Annotated in this window: 25 protein-coding genes; 9 read left to right on the top strand and 16 right to left on the bottom strand. The window is 57.3% G+C overall.

Going from position 1 to position 25,111, the window contains the following annotated elements:
- Window positions 1-109: 109 nt before the first annotated feature.
- Both D8U73_RS03400 and galE read right to left on the bottom strand, forming a co-directional pair.
- Window positions 110-346 (bottom strand): hypothetical protein, encoded by a 237-nt coding sequence (locus D8U73_RS03400; RefSeq protein ID WP_056857055.1) that lies wholly within the window; start codon window positions 344-346, stop codon window positions 110-112.
- Between the two features lie 231 nt (window positions 347-577).
- On the bottom strand, window positions 578-1,594 hold the full coding sequence (gene galE, locus D8U73_RS03395) for a UDP-glucose 4-epimerase GalE (protein ID WP_056857054.1): 1,017 nt from the start codon (window positions 1,592-1,594) through the stop codon (window positions 578-580).
- A gap of 389 nt (window positions 1,595-1,983) precedes the next feature.
- On the opposite strand from galE, the gene galU reads away from it, so the two are divergent.
- Window positions 1,984-2,817, top strand: coding sequence for a UTP--glucose-1-phosphate uridylyltransferase GalU (gene galU / locus D8U73_RS03390; RefSeq protein ID WP_056857053.1), 834 nt, complete (start codon window positions 1,984-1,986; stop codon window positions 2,815-2,817).
- 66 nt (window positions 2,818-2,883) lie between these two features.
- On the top strand, window positions 2,884-3,300 hold the full coding sequence (locus tag D8U73_RS03385) for a mannose-1-phosphate guanylyltransferase (RefSeq protein WP_130903733.1): 417 nt from the start codon (window positions 2,884-2,886) through the stop codon (window positions 3,298-3,300).
- 113 nt (window positions 3,301-3,413) lie between these two features.
- Here the strand turns inward: D8U73_RS03385 and D8U73_RS03375 are convergent, their stop codons facing one another.
- The 8 genes from D8U73_RS03375 to D8U73_RS03340 are packed head-to-tail and all read right to left on the bottom strand — an operon-like array spanning window position 3,414 to window position 12,899.
- Window positions 3,414-4,541, bottom strand: a complete 1,128-nt coding sequence (locus D8U73_RS03375) for a GDSL-type esterase/lipase family protein (RefSeq protein ID WP_130903732.1) — start codon at window positions 4,539-4,541, stop codon at window positions 3,414-3,416.
- Between the two features lie 24 nt (window positions 4,542-4,565).
- The gene (locus tag D8U73_RS03370; RefSeq protein ID WP_056857050.1) at window positions 4,566-5,606 is read right to left on the bottom strand and encodes an acyltransferase; all 1,041 of its coding nucleotides are present in this window, start codon (window positions 5,604-5,606) and stop codon (window positions 4,566-4,568) included.
- Between the two features lie 10 nt (window positions 5,607-5,616).
- On the bottom strand, window positions 5,617-6,720 hold the full coding sequence (locus D8U73_RS03365) for a hypothetical protein (RefSeq protein ID WP_056857049.1): 1,104 nt from the start codon (window positions 6,718-6,720) through the stop codon (window positions 5,617-5,619).
- A complete protein-coding gene (locus D8U73_RS03360) occupies window positions 6,711-7,943 on the bottom strand; it encodes a polysaccharide biosynthesis C-terminal domain-containing protein (RefSeq protein WP_130903731.1) in 1,233 nt (410 codons plus the stop codon). Before D8U73_RS03360 ends, D8U73_RS03365 begins: the two co-directional genes overlap by 10 nt.
- Window positions 7,940-9,052, bottom strand: a complete 1,113-nt coding sequence (locus D8U73_RS03355) for a polysaccharide pyruvyl transferase family protein (RefSeq protein WP_130903730.1) — start codon at window positions 9,050-9,052, stop codon at window positions 7,940-7,942. The genes D8U73_RS03360 and D8U73_RS03355 overlap by 4 nt, the downstream gene beginning before the upstream one ends.
- 15 nt (window positions 9,053-9,067) lie before the next feature.
- Window positions 9,068-10,150: a glycosyltransferase gene (locus tag D8U73_RS03350; protein WP_056857046.1), complete on the bottom strand. Its 1,083-nt coding sequence runs from the start codon at window positions 10,148-10,150 to the stop codon at window positions 9,068-9,070.
- Window positions 10,151-10,190: 40 nt separating this feature from the next.
- Window positions 10,191-12,419, bottom strand: a complete 2,229-nt coding sequence (locus tag D8U73_RS03345; RefSeq protein WP_056857045.1) for a polysaccharide biosynthesis tyrosine autokinase — start codon at window positions 12,417-12,419, stop codon at window positions 10,191-10,193.
- A gap of 39 nt (window positions 12,420-12,458) precedes the next feature.
- Window positions 12,459-12,899: a low molecular weight protein-tyrosine-phosphatase gene (locus tag D8U73_RS03340; protein WP_056857102.1), complete on the bottom strand. Its 441-nt coding sequence runs from the start codon at window positions 12,897-12,899 to the stop codon at window positions 12,459-12,461.
- A gap of 292 nt (window positions 12,900-13,191) precedes the next feature.
- Here D8U73_RS03340 and D8U73_RS03335 point away from each other — a divergent pair, with 292 nt between their 5' ends.
- Both D8U73_RS03335 and tal read left to right on the top strand, forming a co-directional pair.
- On the top strand, window positions 13,192-14,154 hold the full coding sequence (locus D8U73_RS03335) for a glycosyl hydrolase family 5 (RefSeq protein WP_130903729.1): 963 nt from the start codon (window positions 13,192-13,194) through the stop codon (window positions 14,152-14,154).
- Window positions 14,155-14,362: 208 nt separating this feature from the next.
- Window positions 14,363-15,289: a transaldolase gene (tal, locus tag D8U73_RS03330; RefSeq protein WP_056857043.1), complete on the top strand. Its 927-nt coding sequence runs from the start codon at window positions 14,363-14,365 to the stop codon at window positions 15,287-15,289.
- Between the two features lie 241 nt (window positions 15,290-15,530).
- On the opposite strand, the gene rssC is transcribed toward tal, so the two are convergent.
- The 3 genes from rssC to D8U73_RS03315 all read right to left on the bottom strand — a co-directional run bounded on the left by rssC (window position 15,531) and on the right by D8U73_RS03315 (window position 18,213).
- Entirely contained in the window at window positions 15,531-16,013 is a 483-nt protein-coding gene (gene rssC, locus D8U73_RS03325) for an anti-sigma factor antagonist RssC (RefSeq protein WP_056857042.1), read from the bottom strand.
- Window positions 16,010-17,194 (bottom strand): two-component system response regulator RssB, encoded by a 1,185-nt coding sequence (rssB, locus tag D8U73_RS03320; RefSeq protein ID WP_130903728.1) that lies wholly within the window; start codon window positions 17,192-17,194, stop codon window positions 16,010-16,012. Before rssB ends, rssC begins: the two co-directional genes overlap by 4 nt.
- A gap of 329 nt (window positions 17,195-17,523) precedes the next feature.
- The gene (locus D8U73_RS03315; protein WP_130903727.1) at window positions 17,524-18,213 is read right to left on the bottom strand and encodes a VacJ family lipoprotein; all 690 of its coding nucleotides are present in this window, start codon (window positions 18,211-18,213) and stop codon (window positions 17,524-17,526) included.
- A 197-nt stretch (window positions 18,214-18,410) separates the two neighbouring features.
- On the opposite strand from D8U73_RS03315, the gene D8U73_RS03310 reads away from it, so the two are divergent.
- Together D8U73_RS03310 and D8U73_RS03305 are read left to right on the top strand one after the other, a co-directional pair.
- Window positions 18,411-19,031, top strand: a complete 621-nt coding sequence (locus D8U73_RS03310) for a phosphatase (RefSeq protein WP_056857039.1) — start codon at window positions 18,411-18,413, stop codon at window positions 19,029-19,031.
- Between the two features lie 118 nt (window positions 19,032-19,149).
- On the top strand, window positions 19,150-19,413 hold the full coding sequence (locus D8U73_RS03305; protein ID WP_056857038.1) for a DUF4404 family protein: 264 nt from the start codon (window positions 19,150-19,152) through the stop codon (window positions 19,411-19,413).
- A 170-nt stretch (window positions 19,414-19,583) separates the two neighbouring features.
- Here D8U73_RS03305 and queF read toward each other — a convergent pair whose 3' ends face one another.
- Both queF and D8U73_RS03295 read right to left on the bottom strand, forming a co-directional pair.
- Window positions 19,584-20,414: an NADPH-dependent 7-cyano-7-deazaguanine reductase QueF gene (gene queF / locus D8U73_RS03300; protein ID WP_130903726.1), complete on the bottom strand. Its 831-nt coding sequence runs from the start codon at window positions 20,412-20,414 to the stop codon at window positions 19,584-19,586.
- Window positions 20,415-20,475: 61 nt separating this feature from the next.
- Window positions 20,476-21,024 (bottom strand): cupredoxin family protein, encoded by a 549-nt coding sequence (locus tag D8U73_RS03295; protein ID WP_056857036.1) that lies wholly within the window; start codon window positions 21,022-21,024, stop codon window positions 20,476-20,478.
- Window positions 21,025-21,176: 152 nt separating this feature from the next.
- Here D8U73_RS03295 and D8U73_RS03290 point away from each other — a divergent pair, with 152 nt between their 5' ends.
- From D8U73_RS03290 to D8U73_RS03280, 3 genes are all read left to right on the top strand, one after another.
- Window positions 21,177-21,857: a heavy metal response regulator transcription factor gene (locus D8U73_RS03290; RefSeq protein WP_056857035.1), complete on the top strand. Its 681-nt coding sequence runs from the start codon at window positions 21,177-21,179 to the stop codon at window positions 21,855-21,857.
- A complete protein-coding gene (locus tag D8U73_RS03285) occupies window positions 21,857-23,206 on the top strand; it encodes a heavy metal sensor histidine kinase (RefSeq protein ID WP_130903725.1) in 1,350 nt (449 codons plus the stop codon). Before D8U73_RS03290 ends, D8U73_RS03285 begins: the two co-directional genes overlap by 1 nt.
- Before the next feature lie 132 nt (window positions 23,207-23,338).
- Entirely contained in the window at window positions 23,339-23,782 is a 444-nt protein-coding gene (locus D8U73_RS03280; protein ID WP_130903724.1) for a hypothetical protein, read from the top strand.
- Between the two features lie 61 nt (window positions 23,783-23,843).
- Here the strand turns inward: D8U73_RS03280 and D8U73_RS03275 are convergent, their stop codons facing one another.
- Window positions 23,844-25,088 (bottom strand): lipoprotein-releasing ABC transporter permease subunit, encoded by a 1,245-nt coding sequence (locus D8U73_RS03275; protein WP_056857032.1) that lies wholly within the window; start codon window positions 25,086-25,088, stop codon window positions 23,844-23,846.
- Between the last annotated feature and the right edge of the window lie 23 nt (window positions 25,089-25,111).

The raw sequence follows: 25,111 nt of genomic DNA, 5'->3' as shown, positions 1-25,111 counted from the left end.
AGAGAAAAACTACGAGTCATAATGGCACTACGCTATTCAAGGGCGAATCTAAAAAAGAAGTCACCCGACTTGCGTCGGGCGACCCTGTACTGCACTAACAAAACTTCTGTTAGTTGTGCGTGCCGGTGGTACCTGTGGTACCGGTCGTACCGGTAGTACCGCCGTTGGCACTACCACCGCTGTTTGACGCCGCTATTGCACTGGCAACCATTGCAGTACTAGCTGCAGGGGCTTGAGAAGCCGCTACACTGCCAACTACATTGGTCACCGCAGTCAGCGGCGCTTCAGCTGCGGCAGCCCAGTTGCTCAACATCGTCAACAGGGCAACTGCCATCACTTTTCTCATATCAACTCCTTTCTAACATTCAACCCGATTAACACCGGGCGTTCCGTTAGAGGTGGTAGAGTTCAAGTCGCAAAAAGTGCGAACAAGATCCGTCATTCATTCACAGTCACTCCTGACTGATAAACGTCAAACGGCAGGTTTATATCTACGGATATGCAAAAGGCATTTCCAGTGTATTTTCCCGACGTTATCTAACAACCTGACTGGAAATAACATTGAGCCAAAACGACATCATCCGAGATAACCCTTGGGATGATTCGATTGCCAGCGCCAGGTGTCGGTCATCATTTGCTGCAAGTTGCGTGTTGCTTTCCAGCCCAACTCTTTCGCGGCCTTGGACGGATCAGCCCAGCTCTGGGCAACATCGCCCGAACGACGCGGCATCACGCGATACGGCACCGACTGCCCACTCGCTTGCTCGAAAGCCCGCAGCACTTGCATCACGCTGTAGCCATCGCCCGTACCGAGGTTCCAGGTATGAATGCCGGTACGCCCGGCGATGGACTGCAATGCCTTGAGATGCCCGTCCGCAAGGTCCACGACGTGGATGTAGTCACGCACGCCAGTGCCGTCGATCGTCGGGTAATCGTCACCGAAGATCGACAGCTCTTGCAGACTGCCGACCGCGACCTGGCTGATGTAAGGCACCAGGTTATTGGGAATGCCATTTGGGTCTTCACCCATCTGCCCGCTGTCATGCGCGCCGATTGGATTGAAATAGCGCAACAGCGCGATGCTCCAGCGCGGCTCCGCCAGGCTCAGGTCGCGCAGCACGTTCTCGACGATCAGCTTCGATTGGCCGTAGGGATTGGTCGGATTGCCCGTGGGGAAATCCTCGCGAATCGGCATCTGATCCGGCGCGCCATAGACTGTGGCCGATGAACTGAACACCAGGCGGAACACCCCGGCAGCAGCCATCGCCTGACACAGCGTAATGCTGCCGCTGACGTTGGTCTCATAGTACTCAAGCGGCTTGCGCACGCTCTCGCCCACCGCCTTGAGCCCGGCAAAGTGCAGCACTGCATCAATGGCATGCTCTCGAAAAATCCGATCCAGCAAAGCCCTGTCGCACACATCGCCGCGAATCATCAACGCACTTTTGCCGCAAATGGCTTCAACCGCATGCAGCGCCGCATCACTGCTATTGCAAAGATTATCCAGCACTACAACTTCATAGCCTGCTTCAAGCAGCGCGAGTGTGGTGTGCGAGCCGATATATCCGGCTCCACCCGTTACCAGAATTTTCATAGTGCGGTCCATAGAGAGGAAAGTACTCAATAGCGTGTCAAGCCCCGTGTATTGAAGATGTGTCGTGAACCACACAAACAGGGCGACAACAACCTAAAACAAATTTAGTTCAACGACTGGCAATAAATATTTTTGCAGGTCAAACTGTATTGCCCGGTACTTATTAGCACTCCAACGCCTTCCTCACTATCAACAGATACCGACTAAAAATAACTAACAAGTATCTATCCGACATCTCATAACATTGGCGCATTCTGCCACTACCACTAATTGCCATTAACAACCTGACTCGGGTATTAAAGTACACCTTCAATACTCATTGAAACTTGCAATCACTCGTTATTGCGCGCACTCGTTGACGATGTGCCGTGACTGTCCAGGATACTTTTATGATTCGTAAATGTTTGTTCCCCGCTGCCGGCTATGGCACGCGTTTCTTGCCGGCAACCAAAGCCATGCCCAAGGAAATGCTGCCGATCGTCAACAAGCCGTTGATCGAGTACGCCGTTGAAGAAGCCCGGGACGCCGGCCTGCAACACATGGCAATCGTCACCGGGCGGGGCAAGCGTGCACTGGAAGACCACTTCGACATCAGCTATGAACTGGAGCATCAGATTCGTGGTACCGAGAAAGAGAAGTTCCTCGCTGGCACCCGCGAACTCATCGACACCTGCACCTTCTCCTATACCCGTCAGGTCGAAATGAAAGGCTTGGGCCACGCGATTCTCAGCGGCCGCCCATTGATCGGCGATGAGCCCTTCGCGGTGGTGCTGGCCGATGACCTGTGCCTGAACCTGCAAGGTGACGGCGTGCTCACGCAGATGATCCAGCTCTACAAAAAATTCCGCTGCTCAATCGTGGCCATTCAGGAAGTGCCGCGCGACCAGACTCACAAGTACGGCGTAATTGCTGGCGAGCTGATCTCCGAAGGCATCTACCGGGTCAACAACATGGTGGAAAAACCCAGCCCGCAAGACGCCCCGTCCAATCTGGCGATCATCGGCCGCTACATTCTGACGCCGGATATCTTCGACCTCATCGCCGACACCCAACCCGGCAAAGGTGGCGAGATCCAGATCACCGACGCATTGATGAAGCAGGCCCAGAACGGCTGCGTGCTGGCCTACAAGTTCAAAGGCATGCGCTTCGATTGCGGCGGCGCGGAGGGCTATCTCGAAGCGACCAATTTTTGCTACGACAACGTGTACCTCAAGGGTCTCTGACCTGGCCCAAGCCGATCCAACGCTCCACACCAACCACACGCCCACTCTTCATTCAGGCAAGCCATCATGAACAACGCAAAACACTCGGCAGACAATGAACTGGAGGTGGGCAACCTCGGCGTGATGACCTGGTTGTCGCGCCATCAGCCATTACCCAGCGCCAATGAGCCCTGGTTGGGCAGCACGCTGCTGGTGGAACGGATCGGCATGTTTCCCTCGTCCGGAGACATTCGCCGGCCGATACGCAACCCCTACCCCCTCCTCGCCCACTTGAAAAAGCTGTATGGCGATCAGGCTTTGGAAGTCGACGACCGCGATGGCTTGAAAGTGATTTTCAGCGACTGGCGGTTCCGGGTGCGCATTTGCTGCAACGAACCGGCCATCATCATCAATGTGGAAACCCGCTGCGCCACGCAATTGATGCCGCTCAAAACGGCAGAACTGCTGAGTCATTTGCAGCACTTCGAAACAGCTCTCCTGTAGGAGCGAGCCTGCTCGCGATGGTGGTCAACGATAACGCGCGCATCCTGAAGAACTACGGTGTTATTGAGTTTTTCGCGAGCAGGCTCGCTCCTGCAGTTCTGTGGCAACAGCAGTCAAAGCGACGCGTCGCAACGGTCCTGCCCGCCCACCATCCAGCGATAGAAGTAATCGGCAATCACCCGCCCACCCGTGGCCGGAATCGGATGAATCTTGTCCGGGCCGATCATGGCGGCGGCATAGCGTTTGACGTCGGGTCCGAACGCGCACTGCAAATCGAGATAACCCAGATGCTCCGCCTGCGCCCAGGGCTGCAACACCTGCGCATACGCCGACATCGGGTAAGCACTGGAGCGTGTGGTGTCCTGACGCAGGATCAGGTTGATGCTCGCCTTCGGCTGGATCTGGCGCACCATCCCCACCAGCCCTTGAACGTTCTTCAGATACTGCTCGGGTTTGACGCCGAAGCCTTGATCGTTGCCACCGAGCATGATCAGGTAAATGTCCGCAGGAATGCTCGACACCGCCGCCTTCCACTGCGTCTGCCAGTGGCTATCGCTGTGGTAGAAGTCCCCGGATGCGGCGCCGGAGGCGGCCAGCTTGGAAACCCGCACGCCGCCCTGATCGTTGTTCATCCACAGACCGAACAGGGTTGGCGTGCCCTTCACCACTTCCAGCCGGAACGCCCAGTCCGGCGCCTGCGATACGCCGGGCAGCGGCACCTCCTGAACTCCTGAGCCGGCGAGTGTCAAGGGTTGCCAGTCTTGCGACGGGGTCCAGCGGTAGCGGATCTCGTTGAGCTCGCCGTTGCCCAGGTAAAGCAATTTCGCCTGAGTCACGGCGGTGCTGATGGCCGGCGTCGGGCTGGCATCGATCTGCAGCCATGCGCCGGGGCGGCCCATTACCGTGCGGCTGTCGGGACTGGCCTGGCCGAGGCCGGACACTTGCCAGTCCCCGCCGAAGTACTTTTCACTGCTGCGGGTGTATTTGAAATGCGTGCCACCCAGCGCCGCGCCGTGGTTGAAGCCGATATAGCCGGGGCCGGCAAAACCAACTTCCCCGGCCACGCGCTGCACCAGTTTGTTCAGATAAAAATCCTGTCCGGCGCTGTAGCTGTCGCCGATCACCGAGATCGACAGTACCTGGCCAGCCTTACCTTCACGCCACTGAGCAAACCGCTCGCGCGCGTCGCCAACCTCAATCACCGACGCAGCAACGGGCTGAATGTCATCAACTGCCAACATGCATTGATTCCTTCCCTCGGACAATCATTGGGTCTGCGCCACCGGAGCGATGCTCGCCGCAGGCTTTTTTGTCGCAGCACGCTCACCCAGAAACAGCACGGAGGTGAAGTTGAATCGACTGAAAATCATCGAAAGCACCACCGGTCCCAGCAAACCACAAGTCACGCCGCCGAACACCAGCAGACTCTCATCCTTCACACCCAACCGCCCCAGGACAAACCGCGATGTCGCCGCAAACAAAACATGGAACAGGAAGATCGCATAGGAATAGCCGCCCAGCCAGGTCAGTGCCTTCGAACGCAGGTCACTCGCCAGCAGCGCCATGCAGGACACGCAACCCACCGTCAAACCGATCAGGCTGCGACGGTCGACGATCAACTCCCGGTCGACCGCCGCCACGTACAGCAGCGTTAGCGTGATCATCACGAACACCAGCGGGCCAATCACCTTGAACCGCTGCTTCAACGCGCTGACATTTTCCTGGCCGATCATCCCCGCCACAAAAAACGGTAGCAGATAGATCGCGCCGTTGATGCCGAACGCGTCGAGCGTGAATGGCGGCAGCAAAAACACCACCGCCGCAAAGGCGAACAGCAGATTCAAGCGCGTTGCGGTGCGCAACAGCCCACGCCACTCCAGCAGGCCGACAAACATGAAAATGATGAACACCGCCTGCAGGAACCAGAAGTGGTTGATCGGTACCCAGAACGACAACAACGCGTCGATCACGCCGACATCCTTGTTCACGCCCGGGCCAACCGCCTGCAACACCGAGAACGGTATGCCTACGCAAAACAGCGGCACGATCAACCGTCGAACCTTGCCGCTGAAGAATGCGGAAAAGTCATTGCCGCGGATTTTGTAGATGGAATAGATGTAGCCCGAGATGAAGGTGAACAGCGGCATGCGCACATACACCATGGAGTCGGCGATCACCCGGAACGGCGAGCCCAGGTCGATCTTCAAGCCGCCGCCCAGCGGGCCGATGACGTGATAGAGCACCAGCAGCAGGCACGCCAGACCGCGCAGGGTTTCGATCTCCAGGGACTTTTTCTTGCTCGACATAAAACAAGCCTCAATTCAGAACGCGTGATTCAACCTGTACCGGTTTGTTTGCCCGCAACATCAATCCCAGGCCCACGAACAACACAGGCACCACCATCGAGAAGTGCCGGGCAAAGGAGCCGAAGTCCGGCTCGAACAGGCCTTGAACCAGCAGGAATGCCAGCGGAATCGCGATCAGTTCCTTAGGCTTGGTCTGGATCGGCGCACCCTTGTAATCGGTCGAGGTGATGACCTTGAACAGCAGCAACGCGGTCATGATCATCAACGCCACGAAGATCACCTGGCCCGGCCCCGACAGCAGAATCAGCTCCACGGGGAACGACAACCGAAAAAAGATGATCATCGAGTCCAGGGCCTGGGAAACGAAGTCGCTGCCGCTGAGCCACGAAACGATCAACGACTTGGAACCCTCCTCCCCCGCCGTGCGCAGTTCGTTGTTGCTGGCGCGAATCGACGACACCGGAAAGCCGAGCGCGACCTGGATCGCCATGGCGACCGCCAGGTAGAACAGAAACAGCATCAGGAAGAAGGTGAAGCGCGAGACGTATTTCTTCATCACGCAGACGCCGACCCAGGACAGTGAAAACAGAATCCAGTAAGGCCGGATCAGCACGCCGTAGATCACTGCCGAGAGGAAAAACCCGCCGCGATATTTGCGCGTCAACGAACTGAGCAGAATGCTCAACACCGCCACCGACACGATGATTTCCTTGGTCAGGTTCTCCAGGAAAAACGAACGGACAATGCCCCACAGACACAGAGTGCCGAAAATCGCCAACGGCATGCGGCGAAACACCACCACCGGAATCGCCGTGAGCAAAAAATTGCAGAACATGCCGTAGGCCCAGGCATTGGTCAGGTTGATCCCGGTGGGCCGCAACAGGAATGCCGAACACTCATAGGAAGAGCGATCCGGCGAGAACGGGTTCCAGAAATTGCAGTTGTCGGCTCGCGCGTAGGACGACCACAAGGTCATGGCATCAGGGCCGGGAGCGCGTGGGACCAACATCGGCATGGCCACCGACAGGAACAACCCGGTAAACAGAATCAGGAAGGAAATCGATGAGTCGAGCTTCTTGCCGCGGAACTCGATGCACGGCAGCTTCAGGCCCATGACAGTGCTGCCTTTTTTGCGCCGGTCATACGGGTCAACAGCGCAATGACCCCGAGCTGCACAATGATTGCGAAAACGTTGCCCCAGGCGGCGCCGTAGATCGAATAGTGCTTGATCAGCAGGTAGCTGACCGGCACTGAAACCAGCAGGCATATGAATGCGCTCGCCAATGACACCCGACTGTTTTTCGAGGCGATCAACCCACCCCAGACGATGTCGCCGATAGCGCGCAAGGCAAAGGAAAAAATCAGCACGCCGAGGATTGCGTTGTCCGGTCGCGGAACCGCCGCGCCGACATAATCGAGCACAACATTGAAGAACAGATAAATCAGCACCGCCACCGCGGCAGACACCACCAGCGAGCGCATCACCCATTTGTTGACGAACAATTGCCTGACCGTGAACGGCTGTTGGTCCGCCTGAAACCGCTTGGCGAGCACCGGAATACCCACCACTGCCACCACCGCGTAGGACAGCGCTTGCAAGGTGTTGGCCGCCGACCAGGCGTATACGTATTTACCGAGGCTGGCGTAGGGCTCCAGATCGATGATCAGAAAGCGCTCGGCATACTGGCTGAGCGCGATCAAGCCTGTGCCAAGATAGAACGGCAGCCCGGCCTTCCACACGGTTGCGGTGGCCAGCGTGCCACTGACCCGGCCTTTGTGCACGTTCACCACAATCAGATAACCGGCGACGATCACCAACACGTTCGCCGCCACCCAAAGCCACAACACACTGGCGATGCCGGACACCCAGCCGAGCATCATCCCGCCCACCGCCAGCACCGCCCACAGACCGGTCTTGACGAAAAACAGCAACGCACCCGCCGTGGCTTTCTGCGCGGAAAACACGAAGGAATTGATTTCGAAGGACAGGTGTTCGGTGAGCAGTACCAGCGTCACACAGAGGATCAGCGCAGTCGTCGCCTCGACGGCCTGGAACAGCGAGTAAACCAGCACTGTCACCACCGACAGCAGCAACCCCACCGCCAGATACAACAGCAAAACCTTGTCGACCACCCGCCGCGACGTCCCACCCACGCTGATCAATCGATTGATCTCGGAACTGAACCCGACGCTGTAGAACTTCGAGGCGATCAACGACGCCGCGACCACCACGCCGTAAAAGCCCAGTGCCTCATAACCCAGGTAATGGGTGATGGCCAACACCAGCAAAAACTTCGCGCCTAATGCCCCGCCGCGAAGCAACAGCCGAAATATCATCGAACGATACCTTTGATGATCTCGTCCATGGCCACGGTTTTCGCTTCGATCTCGCGGCAGGTATCGGTCAGGCGTTTGCCGAAATTCGACAGTGCATTCGGTGCGTAGACCGTGTTGATGATGGTATCGACATCGATGTCGCCGCCATTGATCACCCAGTCTTCCACGCCCATGTCCTGATAGGCGCCAAAGCCTTTGCGCTCGTAGCTGATGTGGTACGCCGGGACGCCGGAAAGCAGCGATTCGATGGCGCCGTGCAGGCGCACGGAAATCACCAGGTCCGGCTGGTATTTGGCCAGTGTCGCCTTCAATGGCAGCAGGTCTTCGGTAATGCCCAACTCGCGATAAAACGCGCCGTCATCGTTGCCGCGTACCGCGCTTTGCACGGCGCACACCACCTTGCTTTTGTTCTTCAGGCGCTGCAGCAGCAACTTCAGGTTGGCCACATAGGCGAGCTTCTTTTCCTTGCTCCACTCCGGCGGCTTGCGCAGCACCACGCACACCGTTGCCGGCGACGATGCGCAACGGGTGAACTTGGGTTGCGCGAGGATTTTGCTCGCCAGGGACTGGACTGCCAGGTCCGGCGCACGGTAGACATTTTCGTAAGCATCAAAGATCGCCGAGGAGCGATTGTCCCGCACGAACACCGCGTCGGCGCTGGCGTAATGCTCGACGATCCTGCGGCTCTCGCCGTGGAACGGCCCAATGCTTTGCGGCAGGTAAACCGACGGCACTTTGCTGAGGATTGCCGTTTCCAGTTGCTTGGCGTGCCCCAGTTTCAGCTTGATGTGTTCGAAGGCACTTTTGGAGCGCATGTAGCCGCCGCCGACACCGACGATCAGGTCGGTTTTTTTCAACAGATCCGCCAGGCCTGCGTAGGACTGGTTGAGGAACACCGCTTGCTTGACCCGACCCAAGCCTTTGGCCGCCATCACCGGGGCCTCAAAACGCGGGTGTGGCAAGTAGCTGAAGGACTGCGGATCGGAGGCCACCACGCTGATCGAAGTGTCTTCGCCGAAGTTTCGCTGCACCAACTCAATGGCCAAATCGACGAGCAGCCCGTCACCGGAGTTGGACGCACTGTAGCCATGCAAAATCGTTACGTTCATATGCTTGAGTTCTACTTAAAAAGAGGGAGCGCGATACAGGTCGTAGGTCTGGCGAATCATCAAGGCGGCGCTGAAACGCTCGCGCACGATGCTGCGCCCTTCGCTGCCAAGGTCGAGCAAGCGCGGTTTCTGGATTTTCTTCAGCACATCGGCCAACGCGTGGTGGTCGCCGCTGGGAAAGACGTAGCCGGACACCTCATCAGTGACGAGCTCGGGCAGCGACGTGCAATTGCTGGCGATCACCGGCAAGCCCATGGCCATGCCTTCCAGCGGCACCATGGCGAAGCCTTCCCAACGACTGGGCACAATCAGCGCATCGGCTTTCTGATACAGCACCTGCACTTCGTTCGGCGTGACCCACGGCAGGTATTCAACGGCGTCCATCGGCGGACACTCGACCGAATCCTCGTTGACCGCACTGCCAACCACCGTCAGTTTCAAGTCGTTGCGCTGCACCTTGGCGAAGGCCTTGAGCAACACATCGAAGCCTTTCTGATAGTCGAGCCGACCGACGAAGAGCAAGTGAATCGGCTCGGGGCTGCTGGTTTTCGGCGCGTCATCCTTGCGGTGAATGCCGTTGTAGATCAGCTTCATGCGTTTGCGCTCGATGCCAAACCGCGCGGCTTTGTCCAGCTCGTACTGGCTGACGCAAATGATCACGTCGGTGACTTTCTGCAACATCCGCTCGATCGATGCATAGACCTTCTGCTTGATCGGCGAGCTTTCCATCAGGAACGAAAACGCATGCGGGCAGTAGACGATTTTCGGCTTGCGCCACGGTCGCAACAGCACGCAGACACAACGGCCGATCACCCCGGAAAACGTGCTGTGCAAATGCACCACATCGGGCTTTTCCTTGAGCATCACCTGGGTCAGACGCCAGGCGAAGCGCAGCAACGACGGCACATTGCGCCCGGAGCGGGCGAAGGTGCGGATCTGCTGCGCTTGGATGCCGTGCAGTTCTTTTTCCTGATCCTGCGGGACCAGATACACCAGTTCGTAGTTCGCGACGTCATCGTCCGGCGAAGCCGAAATAGTGCGGATAACGGTCGCGACGCCACCTTTGATCGTCTCTGCCACGTGCAGTATTTTTTTCACAGTTCACCCACTTCAAACATGAAAGGACAATCGTCAAAACTCAGGACTTGTCGGACGCGTATTCGTAGCTGTAGTAGCCGTAACCGCCGTTGCCGTAATAGCTGGCCGCACGTTTTTCGACGCCGTTGAACACCGCACCTTTCAACTCGATGCCGTTCTGCGCGAAGCGGCGAATCGTCAGTTCGATTTCTTTGGCCGGGTTCACCCCGAAGCGCGTGACAATCAGGCTGATGCCCGCTTCACGACCGACAATCGCCGCATCGGTCACGGCCAACAGCGGCGGTGTATCGATGATCACCAGGTCGTAAAGCTCGCTGAGTTGCGCCAGCAGTTCGCGAAAGTTGGCGTGCATCAACAGCTCGGAAGGATTGGGCGGGACCTGGCCACGACTGATGAAATGCAGGTTGTCGACTTCGACTTTGTTGATCGCCTGCTCGATGCTGCAGCGCTTGACCAGCAGGTCCGACAAACCATTGGTGATCGGTGTGTTCAGGGTTTTGTGCAAATGACCTTTGCGCATGTCGGCATCGATCAGCACCACGCGCTGTCCGCTTTGCGCCATCACCGCTGCGAGGTTGGAGGACACGAACGTCTTGCCGACCTGCGGGCTCGGGCCGGAAATCATGATGCGGTTGTTGGTCGAATCGAGCCCGGCAAAATGCAGGCAGGTACGCAAGCTGCGAATCGACTCGATCGACAGATCCGTCGGGTTGCGCAGGGCCAGCAGGTAGGCCGGTTTGTCCACGCCGTCCCGGGCACGACCTTTTTTGCTGTCCTCTTCCTGCTGCAATGCGCTGTAGGGAATCGACGCGTAAACCGGCAGGCCGAGTTGTTCGATGGCTTCCGGCCCTTCCAGTCCTCGACTCAAGGATTTGCGCAGCAACACCAGCGCCACCCCGAAGAAGGCGCCAAGGAAGGTTGCAATCAGCACGATCAAGGGTTTGCGCGGCTTGACCGGATTGGTCATGTCGACATCCGCAGTGTCAATCAACCGCACGTTGCCCACCGCCCCTGCCCGGACAATGTCCAGTTCCTGGGATTTGTTCAGCAGTTGCGTATAAATCTGCGACGCCACTTCCACATCGCGGGTCAGGTTGAGCAATTCCTGTTGCGTGGCGGGCAGGTCCTGGGCCTTGCTCTCCAGTGCCTTCTGTTGCTGGGTCAGCTCGCCGAGCTGGGTCATCAGCGCGCGGTACGCTGGATGCTGTTTGGTGAACTTGCGGTCCAGCTCCGCCTGTTGCATTTTCAGTTCGGAGATCCGCGTATCGAGGCTGACAACCTGTTCCAGCACCGATTGGGTTTCGAGGGAAATATTGACCGTCTTGCCACGGGTTTGATAACCGTTGAGTGCCTCGCTGGCCTTGGCCAGATCACGCTTGACCTGCGGTAATTGGCCTTGCAGGAACTCCAGGCTCTGCGCCGCTTCCGCCGAGGTGCGTTGCACGTTCTGCTGCACATACAACGAAGAGATCTTGTTGAGGATTTTCACGGCCTCGGCCGCATCGGTGCTGGCCAGGGCCAAACGGATGATTCCCGATTCCTTGCCTTGCTCGGAAATATCCAGCGCATCCTGGTAACCCTGAATGGTCACGATCCGCGGATTGCGCACCACTTCGAAACGCGTGCCGGGGTTTGCCGACAGCTGAGCGATCAAGCCTTCCACGTCGTCCTGTTTGAACGCTTGGCCAGCGACGCCGTCGACCAGCAGGTTGTCGTTTTCATCGAACAACTGGAATCGTTGCTGCTCACCGGCGACCAGCGTGAGTTTCTTGCCGAGCAGTTCTTTTGGCAGATTGAGCCGGCTGATCTCCAGTCGCTCACCACCCCAGGCGTAGCTGTTGAGACCGAAACGCGGGGCCGCGACACTGAACTCGGTTTCGCCGCGATAACGTCGGGCAAGAAAACCGCCGATGACCGGGAAGGTATTGGGGGTGACATCGATATCCAGGCGCAGGTCATCGACCGTTTTGCCGATCACCGCGCGGGACTTGATGATGCCGATTTCGGTCACCGAGGGCGATTGCCCGCCGAGCATGCTGTTGAGATCGGAAAACCCGAGCATGTCGTTCTTCTTCGGCTCGACCTGCACCAGCGCGTTCGCCAGGTACACCGGTGTCGCCAAAACCGCATAGGCAACGCCGGTCACCATAAAGGCTCCGGTGAGCGCGCCGATCAACCATTTCTGATCGATCAAACTGCCAAATATACCGAGAAGATCAATGCTGTCTTGATCGTTGTCGCGGGTGCCGATTACGGACGGTAACTGCATAAGTCTGTTCTTACCATTCATTGATCTGAAGAATATTCATCAACGCGCGAGGCGTTGCGCCCATGAGCTAACAGCATCTTCAATCAATGCATGGGCATGAATAAAAGCGGCCTTGCCTTGACGATATGGATCTTGTATTTCGCGCTCGCTCTGCCATTTACCGAGCAGAAAGACTTTGCCTCTGGCGTGAGAGGCAATATTCAATACTTGTTTTACATGCTGTTTTTCCATGACCAGAATCAGGTCTGATTCATTGACGATGTCGGGCGTCAATTGCCGCGCCTTGAAGGCTTCGGCACAGTGCCCACGGTCTTCGAGAATCTGCCGGGCCGACGCTTCCATGGACTCGCCCACCCTTGCGGACAGCCCTGCGGAGGCCACTGCGATCGTTGTAGAGGCCAGCGCGTCACGCAGCAAAAGCTCTGCTGTCGGACTTCGGCATATATTGCCCACGCAGACGACCAGGATCTTTTTGAACAAAATTTTACTTTCCCGAGTAATGTCAAACGGCCAACATGTCGCGAGGGTTTTAATGAACCCCACGAATCTTCCTGAACTCAGAAATAGATTCACCTGTTAGTACCGAAGCATTAAGTACCACAGCACTTAAAAGGCACCCAACCACAATTAGCGGACTAAAAATAACTGTGATTTTCAGCCGATAGATTTCCGACAAAAAATAACATTCATGCACTTCATACCCGCTTCATTATCGAAACGTGAGTAAAGAGATATCTATTCGAAGTTGTCACTTCTCATCAGGAGAGCAGACATGAAATCAGCACATCTCAAACGACTCGGCGCGCTAAGCCTGATCGCGCTGGGTGCAACGACTCAGGTTCAAGCCAGCGAACTGTTCCCTAACCTGCCCACCAAGACCATTGGTGTGCAGGTCAAGATCCAGAGCTTTTCCGCTGCCGACGCCGCGCAGATCAAAGCGGCAGGGTTCAGCTTTGTACGCTTCGGTGTGTGGAGCGACAGCCTGACTGCTGCGGCCTATCAGAAACAGGTCAGCGATGCCTTTGCGGCGGCCAGGTCCGCTGGCCTGCCGGTTTTGCTCACCGTACGCGCCATCAAGCCGTTGATGGCCGCGACAGGCAATATCAGTGAGCTGACAACGGCTGGCGAATCGTTTGCCAACACGGTGTCGAGACTGGAAACCTCCTACAGCACGCAGCTGGTGGCGATTGAAATCTGGAATGAACCCGATCTTGAGACCTATTGGCCGACACGCAATTTCGACACGACATTCGTGCCGTTCATGAGCGCCATGTGCAAGTCGCTGCAAGACAAACCGCAATCGACGCCACGGGTCGGCTTCGGCTTCGCCCGCCCACCGACTGCGGGCTCCGCCTCGACGGTAGCGCTGAACCGCATCGTCAGCGAACACCCGAAATGCCTGAATGCCATTTCCTACCACCCCTATGGCATGACGAGCACCCAGATCAGCAACGCACAGACGTTTATCCAGCAAAACTTCCATTTGCCGGGCGTCATCAGTGAATGGGGTGTTTCGGCGCTCACTTCCAATGGTGGTGCTGAAGGACAAGCCAGCAAAATCGCTACTTTCATTGCCGATGTGAAACGGCTGAATATCCCGCTGACCTCCATCTACGAATGGAGAAACACTGAATCGGGCAGCAATGACCGGGAGAAGAATTTCGGCCTGCTGACCTCCGACGGCCAACCCAAACCGGCGAAAATCACAGTCGAAACCCACCTGAACGCCGAGTAGCCACCGTGCAACCGCGACCGGTCTGTTCGCAGGTCGGTTGCTTTGAACCTGTGAGCTGTTTTGGCATCGTATTCATCGATACCTCGCCCCGCCTTTAAAACAATCGTTGTCTGGTTGTTGCCGCAGGGGCCATCGATACACGTACACACCCTTGAGTGGCTGTCAGCGCTCGGGTAATGTCATCAGACCCACAGGACAGAGCACGCCCATGACTTCCAAGCTGGAACAACTCAAACAAATGACCACCGTGGTTGCCGACACCGGCGACTTCGAAGCGATCGCTCGCGTTAAGCCGGTAGACGCCACCACCAACCCTTCCCTCCTGCTCAAGGCTGCGGCCATCCCCGCTTATGCCGAACTGCTGAACGCTTGCGTCAATGACTGCAAGGGCGATGTAGGCCTGGCCAGCGACCGATTCGGCGTCGCGGTGGGGCAAGAAATCCTCAAGGTCATTCCGGGCCGTATTTCCACCGAAGTGGATGCACGCCTGTCGTTCGACACCGATGCCGTGCTCAAGCGTGCGCACCGCCTGATCGAACTGTACGAAAAGGCCGGCATTGGCCGCGACCGCGTGCTGATCAAGATCGCCTCCACCTGGGAAGGCATCCGCGCTGCCGAGATCCTGGAAAAGGAAGGCATCCAGACCAACCTGACCCTGCTGTTCTCTTTCGCCCAGGCCGCGGCTTGTGCCGACGCCGGGGTGTTCCTGATTTCGCCGTTCGTGGGCCGCATCTACGACTGGTACAAGAAAGCCACCGGTAACGAGTTCACCGGCGCGGATGATCCGGGCGTGCAATCGGTGACGCGTATCTACAACTACTACAAGGCCAATGACTACAAAACCGTGGTCATGGGCGCCAGCTTCCGCAACCTTAGCCAGATCGAACAACTGGCCGGCTGCGATCGTCTGACCATCAGCCCGGACCTGATCGACAAGCTGGCGGCGGACACCGGCAAGCTGGAGCGCAAACTGGCGCCGGGTCACGCCGGTGAAGCACGCCTGAACCTCAACGAAGCACAGTTCCGCTGGCTGTCCAACGAAGACGCCATGGCGACCGAAAAACTGGCTGAGGGCATTCGTCAGTTTGCTCGTGACCAGGAAAAACTCGAGGCACTGCTGCAAGCCAAGCTGTGATCTGAGTTGGCGTAATGCAAAAAAGGGCGAACCCTGGTGAGTTCGCCCTTTTTTATGGTGCTGTGGCAAATGAGATGTGTGGCGAGGGAGCTTGCTCCCGCTGGGCTGCGAAGCGGCCCCAAAGGCCACAACCGAGTAGCATCAGGCATACAATAGTCGAAGGTTTTACGGCTGCTGCGCAACCGAGCGGGAGCAAGCTCCCTCGCCACAGTTCAGCGGTGTTCTGAAGGTTTACAGGGAATCAGTGCCGCTCCAGCGCATTCACCAGGTCATGGAACGCTTCACGGTTGGAATCGTTCAGGCCCATGAGGATCTTGTGCGCTTCGAGCACTTTGATGCGCACCACTTCTTCAGACTGATCCTGATCTGGCAGGTCATCCAGGCATTCCGGGCACGGCACAGGCTTGTCAACGATGTTGAACACCTGCTCGAAGCCCATGGATTGCAAAAGACGGGTAATGTCTTCGTGGGTGGTGACGACGGTCGGCAGCAGGCCGACCTTTTGCCGCGAAAGGATCGACAGCTTGGCCAAAAGGCCCAGGGTGGTGCTGTCGATGCTGCGGGTTTCGGTCAGGTCGATCACAATGGCGTTGAAGTTCAACGCCGTGAAGATCCGATCAATAGTCGCATCCAACGCCGAACACAGGGTCAGGCGAACTTCACCGACGAACTTCAGGACAAAAGTGCCGTCCTGCTCGGCGAACTGGATTCTACCGGTACTCATTGAAGATTCCTGCTCAACACCAACAGGGCGATATCATCCGGCATCTCCCCTAGCGTGGCCAATCCAAAAACCTGCCGCAGACCATCCAGGCTGCCGCCCGCTGCCTTGACCCGTTGGGGCAACGCAGCTTCTTTTTCTTTGAGTGTGGGTTCTGGCAAAAGGTCCAGAATGCCATCAGACATCAGCGTCAGGCTGAACGTCGGCGGCAGTTCCAGCACGTGGTCTTCGTAGGTGGCCTCGTTGAAGAGGCCAACCGGCAAACCACGCCCTTCCAGATAACGAACACTGTCGGGTGTGTACAACACTGGCAACGGCAAATGACCGCCGATGCTATAGGTCAACAAACCTGTCTCCTCGTCGATGACTCCACCGACCATTGTGACGTGCTTACCCAGCTTACAACTGATCAGCCCCCGGTTGATATGACCAAGGACTTCTGAAGGCTTGAATTCCGGCAATGTGCCGCTGCGCTTCGATTCGAACAGCAGGCGCGTGGTCATGAACTTCAGCAACACCGTAACGAAGGCTGAAGAGGCGCCATGACCGGAAACGTCGGCCAGATAGAACGCGACTCGACGCTCGTCCACCCGGAAATAGTCGACAAAATCACCCGACAGATACAGAGACGGGATGATCTGGTGGGCGAACTTGAACTCGTCAATGGTCCAGGGGCTGACCGGCAGCATGTTCATCTGTACCTGGCGACCGGCGTTCTGGTCTTCCTGGAGCAGGTTAAGGCTGGCGGCGAGTTCGCGGTTGGCCTTCTCCAGCTTCTCGCGGTAGCGCTGGTTTTCCAGCAGCAGACGCGATCGATCCAGGGCTCGACGCACAGAGTGCTCGAGCACGGCCAGATCTTCGAGAGGCTTGATCAGGTAATCCGCCGCACCGAGGCGCAAAGCCTCGACCGCATCGTTCATCACACCGGCACCGGATACAACGATCACTGGCGTCTGCGGCGCGAGTTCGGTGACCTGGCGAATGAGTTCGAGTCCGCCCATCTGTGGCATGCGCAGATCGCAGATGACCAAGTCGGGCTTGTCTTGCTCGAATACCTGAAGACCCTGCTGGCCATTGCTGGCCTGCAAGACGCTGAAACCACTGTCTTCCAAATAGGCGGCGAGGCTCGCGCGCACTACTTCGTCATCATCGATTATCAGCAGCGTGGCACTGGTTTTTGGCATGTGGGCAAACGGCGCCAGAATTAGGTTGGCGTAGCGGCTCGGATTTTAGCCCGGCTCACACTACTGGATTCGCTTCTAGCCTCTCTGTTGCACTGTTTTCGAGCATTCGCCCTATTCGCATGTACACCAGAGGTGCCCTTCTAAGGCGCAGACGGTACTCCCATCCGCGAGGCGTTTCAAGCTCACGCCGATGGTCGCTTGACATCCATCCATGTCAAATCACCGGGAGTTATAAAAACCGCCAGAACCGAAACTCAATGTAAGGACCGCAGTCGCTCAAAAACGCAGAAGGCGGCTCGATGGCCGCCTTCTGTCTTAACCGGTAAAGATCAAAAATCGTCTTCAACCTGACCGTCTTTCACCTTGAATTCACGGTTCTGCAAGTACGCATTACGAATGAAGGTGTACTTGTCACCCGTGATCAGCTTCTCGGACGACAACAGGTTCGCGCGAGTATCGACGATGTTCAGACCGAAGATCGAGTTACGCACCGGCACATCGTTGATATAGCGGTACGGGCCGGTGTAACCGTCGACATACTTCGACGGCGCATCACGCAATGTGCTCGGCCCCAGCAGCGGCAGCATCACGTATGGACCACTGCCGACACCCCAGTAACCGAGCGTCTGGCCGAAGTCTTCGTCGTTGCGTTGCAGGCCCATCTTGGTACCGACGTCGAAGAAACCGAGAAGGCCGAAAGTGGTGTTGAAGATCAAACGAGCGGTGTCGACACCGGCCGCCGCAGGTTTGGCCTGCAAGATATCGTTGGCGAGGTTGGTCACTTCGCCGACGTTGCGGAACATGTTGTGGATGCCGTCTTCAAGGAACTGAGGCGTCACGAACTTGTACCCCTGGGCCAAAGGCTTCAGGGCATAAGTGTCGAGCACGTCGTTGAATTTGTAGATCGGACGGTTGATGCTTTCCCAAGGGTCGTCTTCCGACGCTGCCTGGGCAACGAACGGAACCAGCAACGCGCTGGCACACACACAAAGCTGAGCGAAATGGTTGCTCCAGCGCATATAAAAACTCCTTGGATTGTACCGTCGCCTAGGACTGAGCCGGGCGCAAAGACCGCTAGTATAAGATGTAAAGGCTACTTTAGGCAGCATCCCCCTTGGGTGCGCTCGGGATTCGTGTGGCTGTCATCGATTCACCTCCGTGTCACTCAACTGTCATCGCTGCCCGCTAGCCTCGAGGCTATTTCAGGGTCGTCGACATGCCGCACGCCGAAACCAAGCCTCAATCTGCGCCAAACCTGACGGCCGTGCTGTTCGGGCTCAGTGGTTGCCTGGTGGATTTCGGCGCTCATACGCGTCTGAACGGCAGTCATTCAGTCGAGCACACCGAAGCCACTCCGGGCGCCCTCGAAAGCCTGCACAGTTTGCAGCGCCAACAAATACCGTGCGCATGGCTTGATGAGCTTTCGCCGGCCATCAGCCGATCCCTGGCGATTGCGTTGCCGGCATGGATCAAATCTTCGCAACACTCTGCAACAAACAACCCCTGGCCGGCTCCAGATGCCTGCTGGCGAGCATTGATGGCACTGAATGTCGAGAGACTGGACGGCTGCGTGCTGGTCAGTGGCGAACCGCGTCTTCTGCAATCGGGGCTGAACGCCGGATTGTGGACCATCGGGCTGGCGTCCTGCGGTTCGCTCTGCGGCTTGTCACCCGCACAATGGCAAGCCCTGTCCCAGCAGGAACGGGATATCAGGCGCGGCAAGGCGACCCTGCAACTGTTTAGCCTGGGGGTGCATTCGGTGATCGATCATCTCGGTGAACTCGACACCTGCCTGGCAGATATCAGCTTGCGCCGGCTCAAAGGCGAAAAGCCCTGATTGCGACCCTATGAAGCATGCAGGTTACGCAGGAGTGGATTAATCTTAAGGTCAGCCATAGACCTTTGGCGCATCGCTGCGGTCTATGCCAGTGCCATTTGAGAGAAGGAAGAACGCCATGCCTGCCCGCGAACTGCAAGAACAGCTCAATGCCCTGCGCGAGCAATTGGAACAGAATCCTCCGCTGTCCGAATCCGAGCGCGAAAACCTGCACGAACTGATGCAACAGATCGAACTCAAGCTCGAACTCGAGACCAAGACCCAGGACGCCAGCCTCGCCGACGGTGTCAACCTGGCCATCGATCGCTTCGAACTCGAACACCCTACCCTTGCCGGCACCTTGCGCAATATTGGCCAGGCCCTGGCCAACATGGGGATCTGACCCGCCAAACGCATAAAGCCCCGCTAGCGATAGCGGGGCTTTTTAATGTCTGCTGCCTGAAATGCAGTCCACTGTAGCAGCGAGCCTGCTCGCGATGACGGCGTGTCAGTCGACATCAATGGTGTCTGACATACCGCTATCGCGAGCAGGCTCACTCCTACAGGGTTTCGTTACTGACGGACCAGGCGATGGTTCGGCAATTGAACCTCTTCAGTGCTGCGGTACGGGTTGATGTCCAGCCCGCCACGGCGCACATAACGCGCATACACCGTCAGTTTTTCCGGCTTCAGCAAGCGCTGCAGATCGAGGAAAATGCGCTCTACGCACTGTTCGTGGAAGTCCGAGTGCTGGCGGAAGCTGACGATGTATTCAAGCAAACTCGCGTGATCCAGCGCCGCGCCACGGTAATCCACCACCACGCTGCCCCAATCCGGCTGGCTGGTGACCGGGCAATTGGATTTGAGCAAATGGCTGTGCACGCTCTCTTCAACAGTGCGCGAGTCATCACACCGCAGCAGTTCCGGGCGCGGATGCTCGTAGTTGCTGACGCTGATATCCAGTTCGTCGATGCACACGCCGGGCAGCGCCACGACGCCTTCGGCTTCGACATCCTTCAGGCTGCGAACCCGCACGCCAACCGGTTTGCCGGCAGCTGCCGACAGGTCTTTGACCAGCGTCGCTTCGAGGGTTTCGGTGTCGGCGAACGGCGTCTGGTTCAACGAGTTGAGATAGAGCTTGAAGGACTTCGACTCGATGATGTTCGGCGAATCCGCCGGAATGCTGAACTCACCGATCGCCACCACGGGCTTACCCGACGGCAACAACCACGACAGCTCGAAGCAGTTCCAGAAGTCGATACCTTTGTAAGGCAAGGTTTCAGCCGTCAAGCCGAGTTCGGCCCACTTCGCGGTACGCGGGATCGGGAACAGCAAGGACGGCGTGTAAGTGGCGATGTATTCGCTGGATTTACCCAGCGGCGAGTGTTCGGCTGCGGGATGCATGGCGGAAACCTGACTGAAGAATCAGCGGATTCTATCAGCCTTTGCTTGCGCCTTTGAGTGCTTACTGACTGACAGTCAATTTGCCGACCATGCCGGCCTGGTAATGACCGGGGATATTGCAGGCAAATTCGAGGTGAGTGGCCTTGTTGAAGGTCCAGGTCAGTTCGGCTGTTTTCCCCGGCTCCACCAACACACTGTTGGGATCGTCGTGTTTCATGCCGCCCTTCATGTCATGTCCCATCGAACTGTGATCCATACTGGCCATTGCACCGTGGTCCATTTCTTTCACCCCAGTAGGCGTGAACATGCCACTTTGCTGCATTTGCACCATTTCCTGCTGGTGCTTGGCATGCATCGACGCGTCACCCAGGTTGAATTCGTGCAGCAATTGGCCTTTATTCACCAGCACGAAACGCACGGTCTCGCCAGATTTGATCGCAATGTTCCCGGGGGTGAACGACATGTCACCCATTACCACTTCAATGCTACGGGTCGCCTTGGCGGCAGAGGCCGGCTGGCCAAAATCGTAAGGGTGCGCCGGCGCAGCCCATGCGGGCGAAGTCAGCGCCATCAAACCCGCGACTGCCGCCAGCGTTTTGCGCAAAAACATAGTCATACTCCAACCAGGTAAGGTTCAGCCTGTGCAAAACTCTAAACGGCGATCACTGCCCGCAACCTGACAGCCAGATTACAACTTTGTCAGGCGGGCCTGCGCCGTTGACGCCCACGGTATAAAGCCTTCTCAATTGACCCGAGCCACCCATGAAACTGCTGATCGTCGAAGACCAACCGAAAACCGGCCACTACCTGCGCCAAGGCCTGGCCGAAGCCGGGTTCAACACCGAACTGGTGGCCGACGGCAACACAGGCCAGCAATTGGCATTGAGCGGCGATTACGCCTTGTTGATTCTCGACGTGATGCTGCCAGGTCGCGATGGCTGGCAGATTTTGCAAGCCGTGCGCAGTGCGGGTCTTGATACACCGGTACTGTTCCTGACCGCGCGGGATGCGGTGGAAGACCGGGTCCATGGCCTGGAGCTGGGCGCCGACGACTATCTGGTGAAGCCCTTCGCTTTCTCCGAACTGTTGGCACGGGTACGCAGCCTGTTGCGCCGTGGCAGCGCATCGCCCCAGGAAACCAGCCTGCAACTGGCCGATCTGCGCCTGGACCTGATACGCCGTCGGGTAGAACGCAACGGCCAGCGCATCGATCTGACGGCCAAGGAGTTCGCCCTGCTGGAAATGCTCCTGCGTCGCCAGGGTGAAGTCCTGCCCAAATCGCTGATCGCTTCCCAGGTCTGGGACATGAATTTCGACAGTGACACCAATGTCATCGAGGTGGCGATCCGCCGATTACGCCTGAAGGTCGACGATGAATTCCCCAACAAACTCATCCACACCGTGCGCGGCATGGGTTATGTGCTCGAGGAGCGCCCTGCCTGATGCGTCGACTATCCTTGAGCAGTCGTCTGGCGTTGTTGTTCGCGGCATGCACGGCTGTGGTTTCGCTGTTCGCCGGGGTGTTGTTCAGTCGTGCCAGCGAAACGCACTTCATTGAACTCGACCAGCAATTGCTGGATGGCAAGCTGATTGGCCTGCGCCGCGCGCTACACGAAATTCAATCGAGTGACAGCAAAATCAAACTGGCCGATGAGTTGAGCCGCCAGGCTGACCTGTCACTGCGCATCACCGGAAGCGATGGCAAGCGCTGGTACGACAGTTCGGCAAGCCTGCCCGACAATCTCCCGCAACAATCGGGGCTGTCGACAATCAACAACGACGGCACCGATTACCGCGTCCTGAATGCGCCACTATTTACCGACAAGCCCGACTCGCCGCAGTTGACTCTGTTGCTGGACATCACTCACCACCAGCATTTCCTGCAACGCATGCAGCACCTGATCTGGCTGACGGTGGGTCTATCGGCCCTCGCCACTGCACTACTCGGCGCCTGGGCCGCACAAAGCGGTTTGCGGCCGTTGCGGCGCATGAGTGCGGTCGCCAAGGGTGTTTCGGCACAATCGCTCAACGCACGCCTGCCCGAAGCGAACATGCCGCCGGAACTGGCGGAACTGGCCCACCACTTCAACGCCATGCTCGGGCGCCTCGACGACGCCTTTCAGCGGCTATCGGCGTTCTCCGCTGACATCGCCCATGAACTGCGCACTCCACTGTCGAACCTGTTGACTCACACTCAAGTCACCCTCACCCGCCCCCGGCCCATCGAAGATTATCGAGAAGCACTGCACAGCAACCTCGAAGAACTGCAATGGATGGCGCAACTGGTCAATGACATGTTGTATCTGGCGAAAGCCGATCATGGCCTGCTGATGCCCCAGTGCGAACCGTTGGAATTGGCCGACGAAGTCGATTTCTTGCTGGATTTTTTTGCGCCGTTGGCCGAAGACGCGCAGATCAGTTTAAGTCGCGAAGGCCGCGCCCTCATAAAGGGGGATCGCAATATGCTGCGCAGGGCATTCTCCAACCTACTGGACAATGCGCTACGTTTTACACCGCCAGACGGTCAGATCCGAGTGGTTATCGTCGACTCGGCTGACAGTTCGATTCTACGTTTTGAAAACACCGGTGATCGTATTCCCGATACCCTGCTTCCACGCTTGTTCGATCGTTTCTATCGTGCGGATCCAGCGCGGCGAAAAGACGACAGTGAACACGCAGGACTGGGTCTGGCAATTACCCAGTCAATTGTCCATGCGCACGGTGGTGAAATCTCCTGCACATCCAGGCAACAATCGACTTCATTCATAATTCAGTTCAACAAGCGCGCATAGTGCCTGCGCACAGCTAACACATAGTTCATTACAAACAACTCCACTCGATAGCTCCTCATTAACTCATCCTCGCTATATAGTTTTTTCACTCCTCACCAAGAGTTCACGAATACCTATTGCGAGAATAAAACCATGGAAGAAAAAACAACTGCAACACTGGTAGCTCAGACAATGCTCGCCAGTGACTTTAACGCACAACTTGGCAACCGAGGTGCTTTCGCAGACGACAGACCTCGCATCACGATCATTGCTGGAGGCGCGTTGATACTGACCGCCGCGCAAAACAACGCCACGTCCCCGCATGCCCAGTTGTTTTATTTCGGCTTGAATCCAAACATTCGTAGTGGCACCCACACGATTCCTGGGCCAATGATAACAAGCCTGGTCTATCAAGAAAGAAAGGAAAGTCAGTGGACGTCGTTCGGTGCCATAGAGGGTTCAATGACACTGGAACTGGATCAAGTGCGTAAACGTTTTAAAGCGACATGCTCGTTTACTGTTAAAAACATCAACGAATCAATTGAGGGTGTTGCCAACATGGATGTTTATATTAGCGAGTGGCCAACAGCAATCTGATTGAGCAACACTTTCGCAGCAAGCGACGCTCCTGCCGGAGCGTCGCTTGCACTGGTAATCCTTATGAATACCGCAACGCATGCGCCGGCTCGATCTTCGCCGCTCGCCACGCCGGGTAAACCGTGGCCAGGAAGCTCAGGACAAACCCCGCGGTGCAGATCAACGCAACATCAGCACCTTGCAACTCGGACGGCAAGTTGCTGACGAAGTACACATCGGAACTGAAGATGTGCTGCCCGGTTACCCGCTCTACCCAGCCCACCATCTCGCTGACGTTCAACGCCGCGATCACGCCGAGCACACCGCCAATCAGGGTGCCGACGATACCGATAACCGTGCCCTGCACCATGAAGATCGCCATGATCTGCCGTGGCGTGGCACCGATGGTGCGCAGGATCGCGATGTCCGCGCCCTTGTCGTTCACCACCATGATCAGGGTGGCGATGATGTTGAACGCCGCCACCGCAACGATCATCAGCAACAGCAGGCCGATCATGGTTTTTTCCATTTTCATCGCGCTGAACAGGCTGCCCTGGGTGTGAGTCCAGTCATCGGCCTTGTAGGCGGCACCGAGCCCGGTGGCGATATCGCCCGAGACTTTTGGCGCAGCGTACAAATCCTTCACCGCCAGACGCACGCTTTGTACCTGGTTCGGCTCCCAATGCTGCATCTGCGCAGCATCGGCAAGGTGGATAAGCGCCATCGAGCCATCCAGCTCGGCACCGACCTTGAACACACCGACTACATTCAGACGCTGCATGCGCGGGGTGATCCCACCCGGTGCAGTGCTGACTTCCGGAACGATCAGGGTGATTTTGTCGCCGACGTTCAGGCGAAAGCGCCGCGCCGTGATCTCGCCGATCACGACGCCGAATTCACCCGGTTTCAAGGCATCGAGACGCCCCTGGACGATGTGCTTGGCGACGATCGACACCTGACCTTCCAGCGCCGGATCGACACCGCTGACCTGGATCGGCTGCATCGTGCCCTTGTAGGACAGCATGCCTTCCATCTCGGTGAACGGCACGGCTGCGGTCACTTCCGGGTTTTTCATCGCCGCCGCCGCGACCGGCTGCCAATCATCGATCGGGTTTACACCGACGATGGTGGCGTGCGGCACCATGCCGAGGATGCGCGAGCTCATTTCACGCTGGAAGCCGTTCATCACCGACAGCACCACGATCATCGCCAGCACCCCCAGGGCGAGGCCGATCATCGAAGTCATCGAGATGAAGGAAACGAAGCGATTGCGGCGCTTGGCGCGGGTATAGCGCGTGCCGATAAAGATCGATAACGGTCTGAACATTCGCTGGGGCACCGTATAAAAAT

Source organism: Pseudomonas sp. Sample_22, assembly GCF_004307635.1.
Lineage (GTDB): Bacteria > Pseudomonadota > Gammaproteobacteria > Pseudomonadales > Pseudomonadaceae > Aquipseudomonas.
The sequence above is the reverse complement of the archived record's forward strand: the minus strand, read 5'-3'. Positions and strand labels throughout refer to the sequence as shown.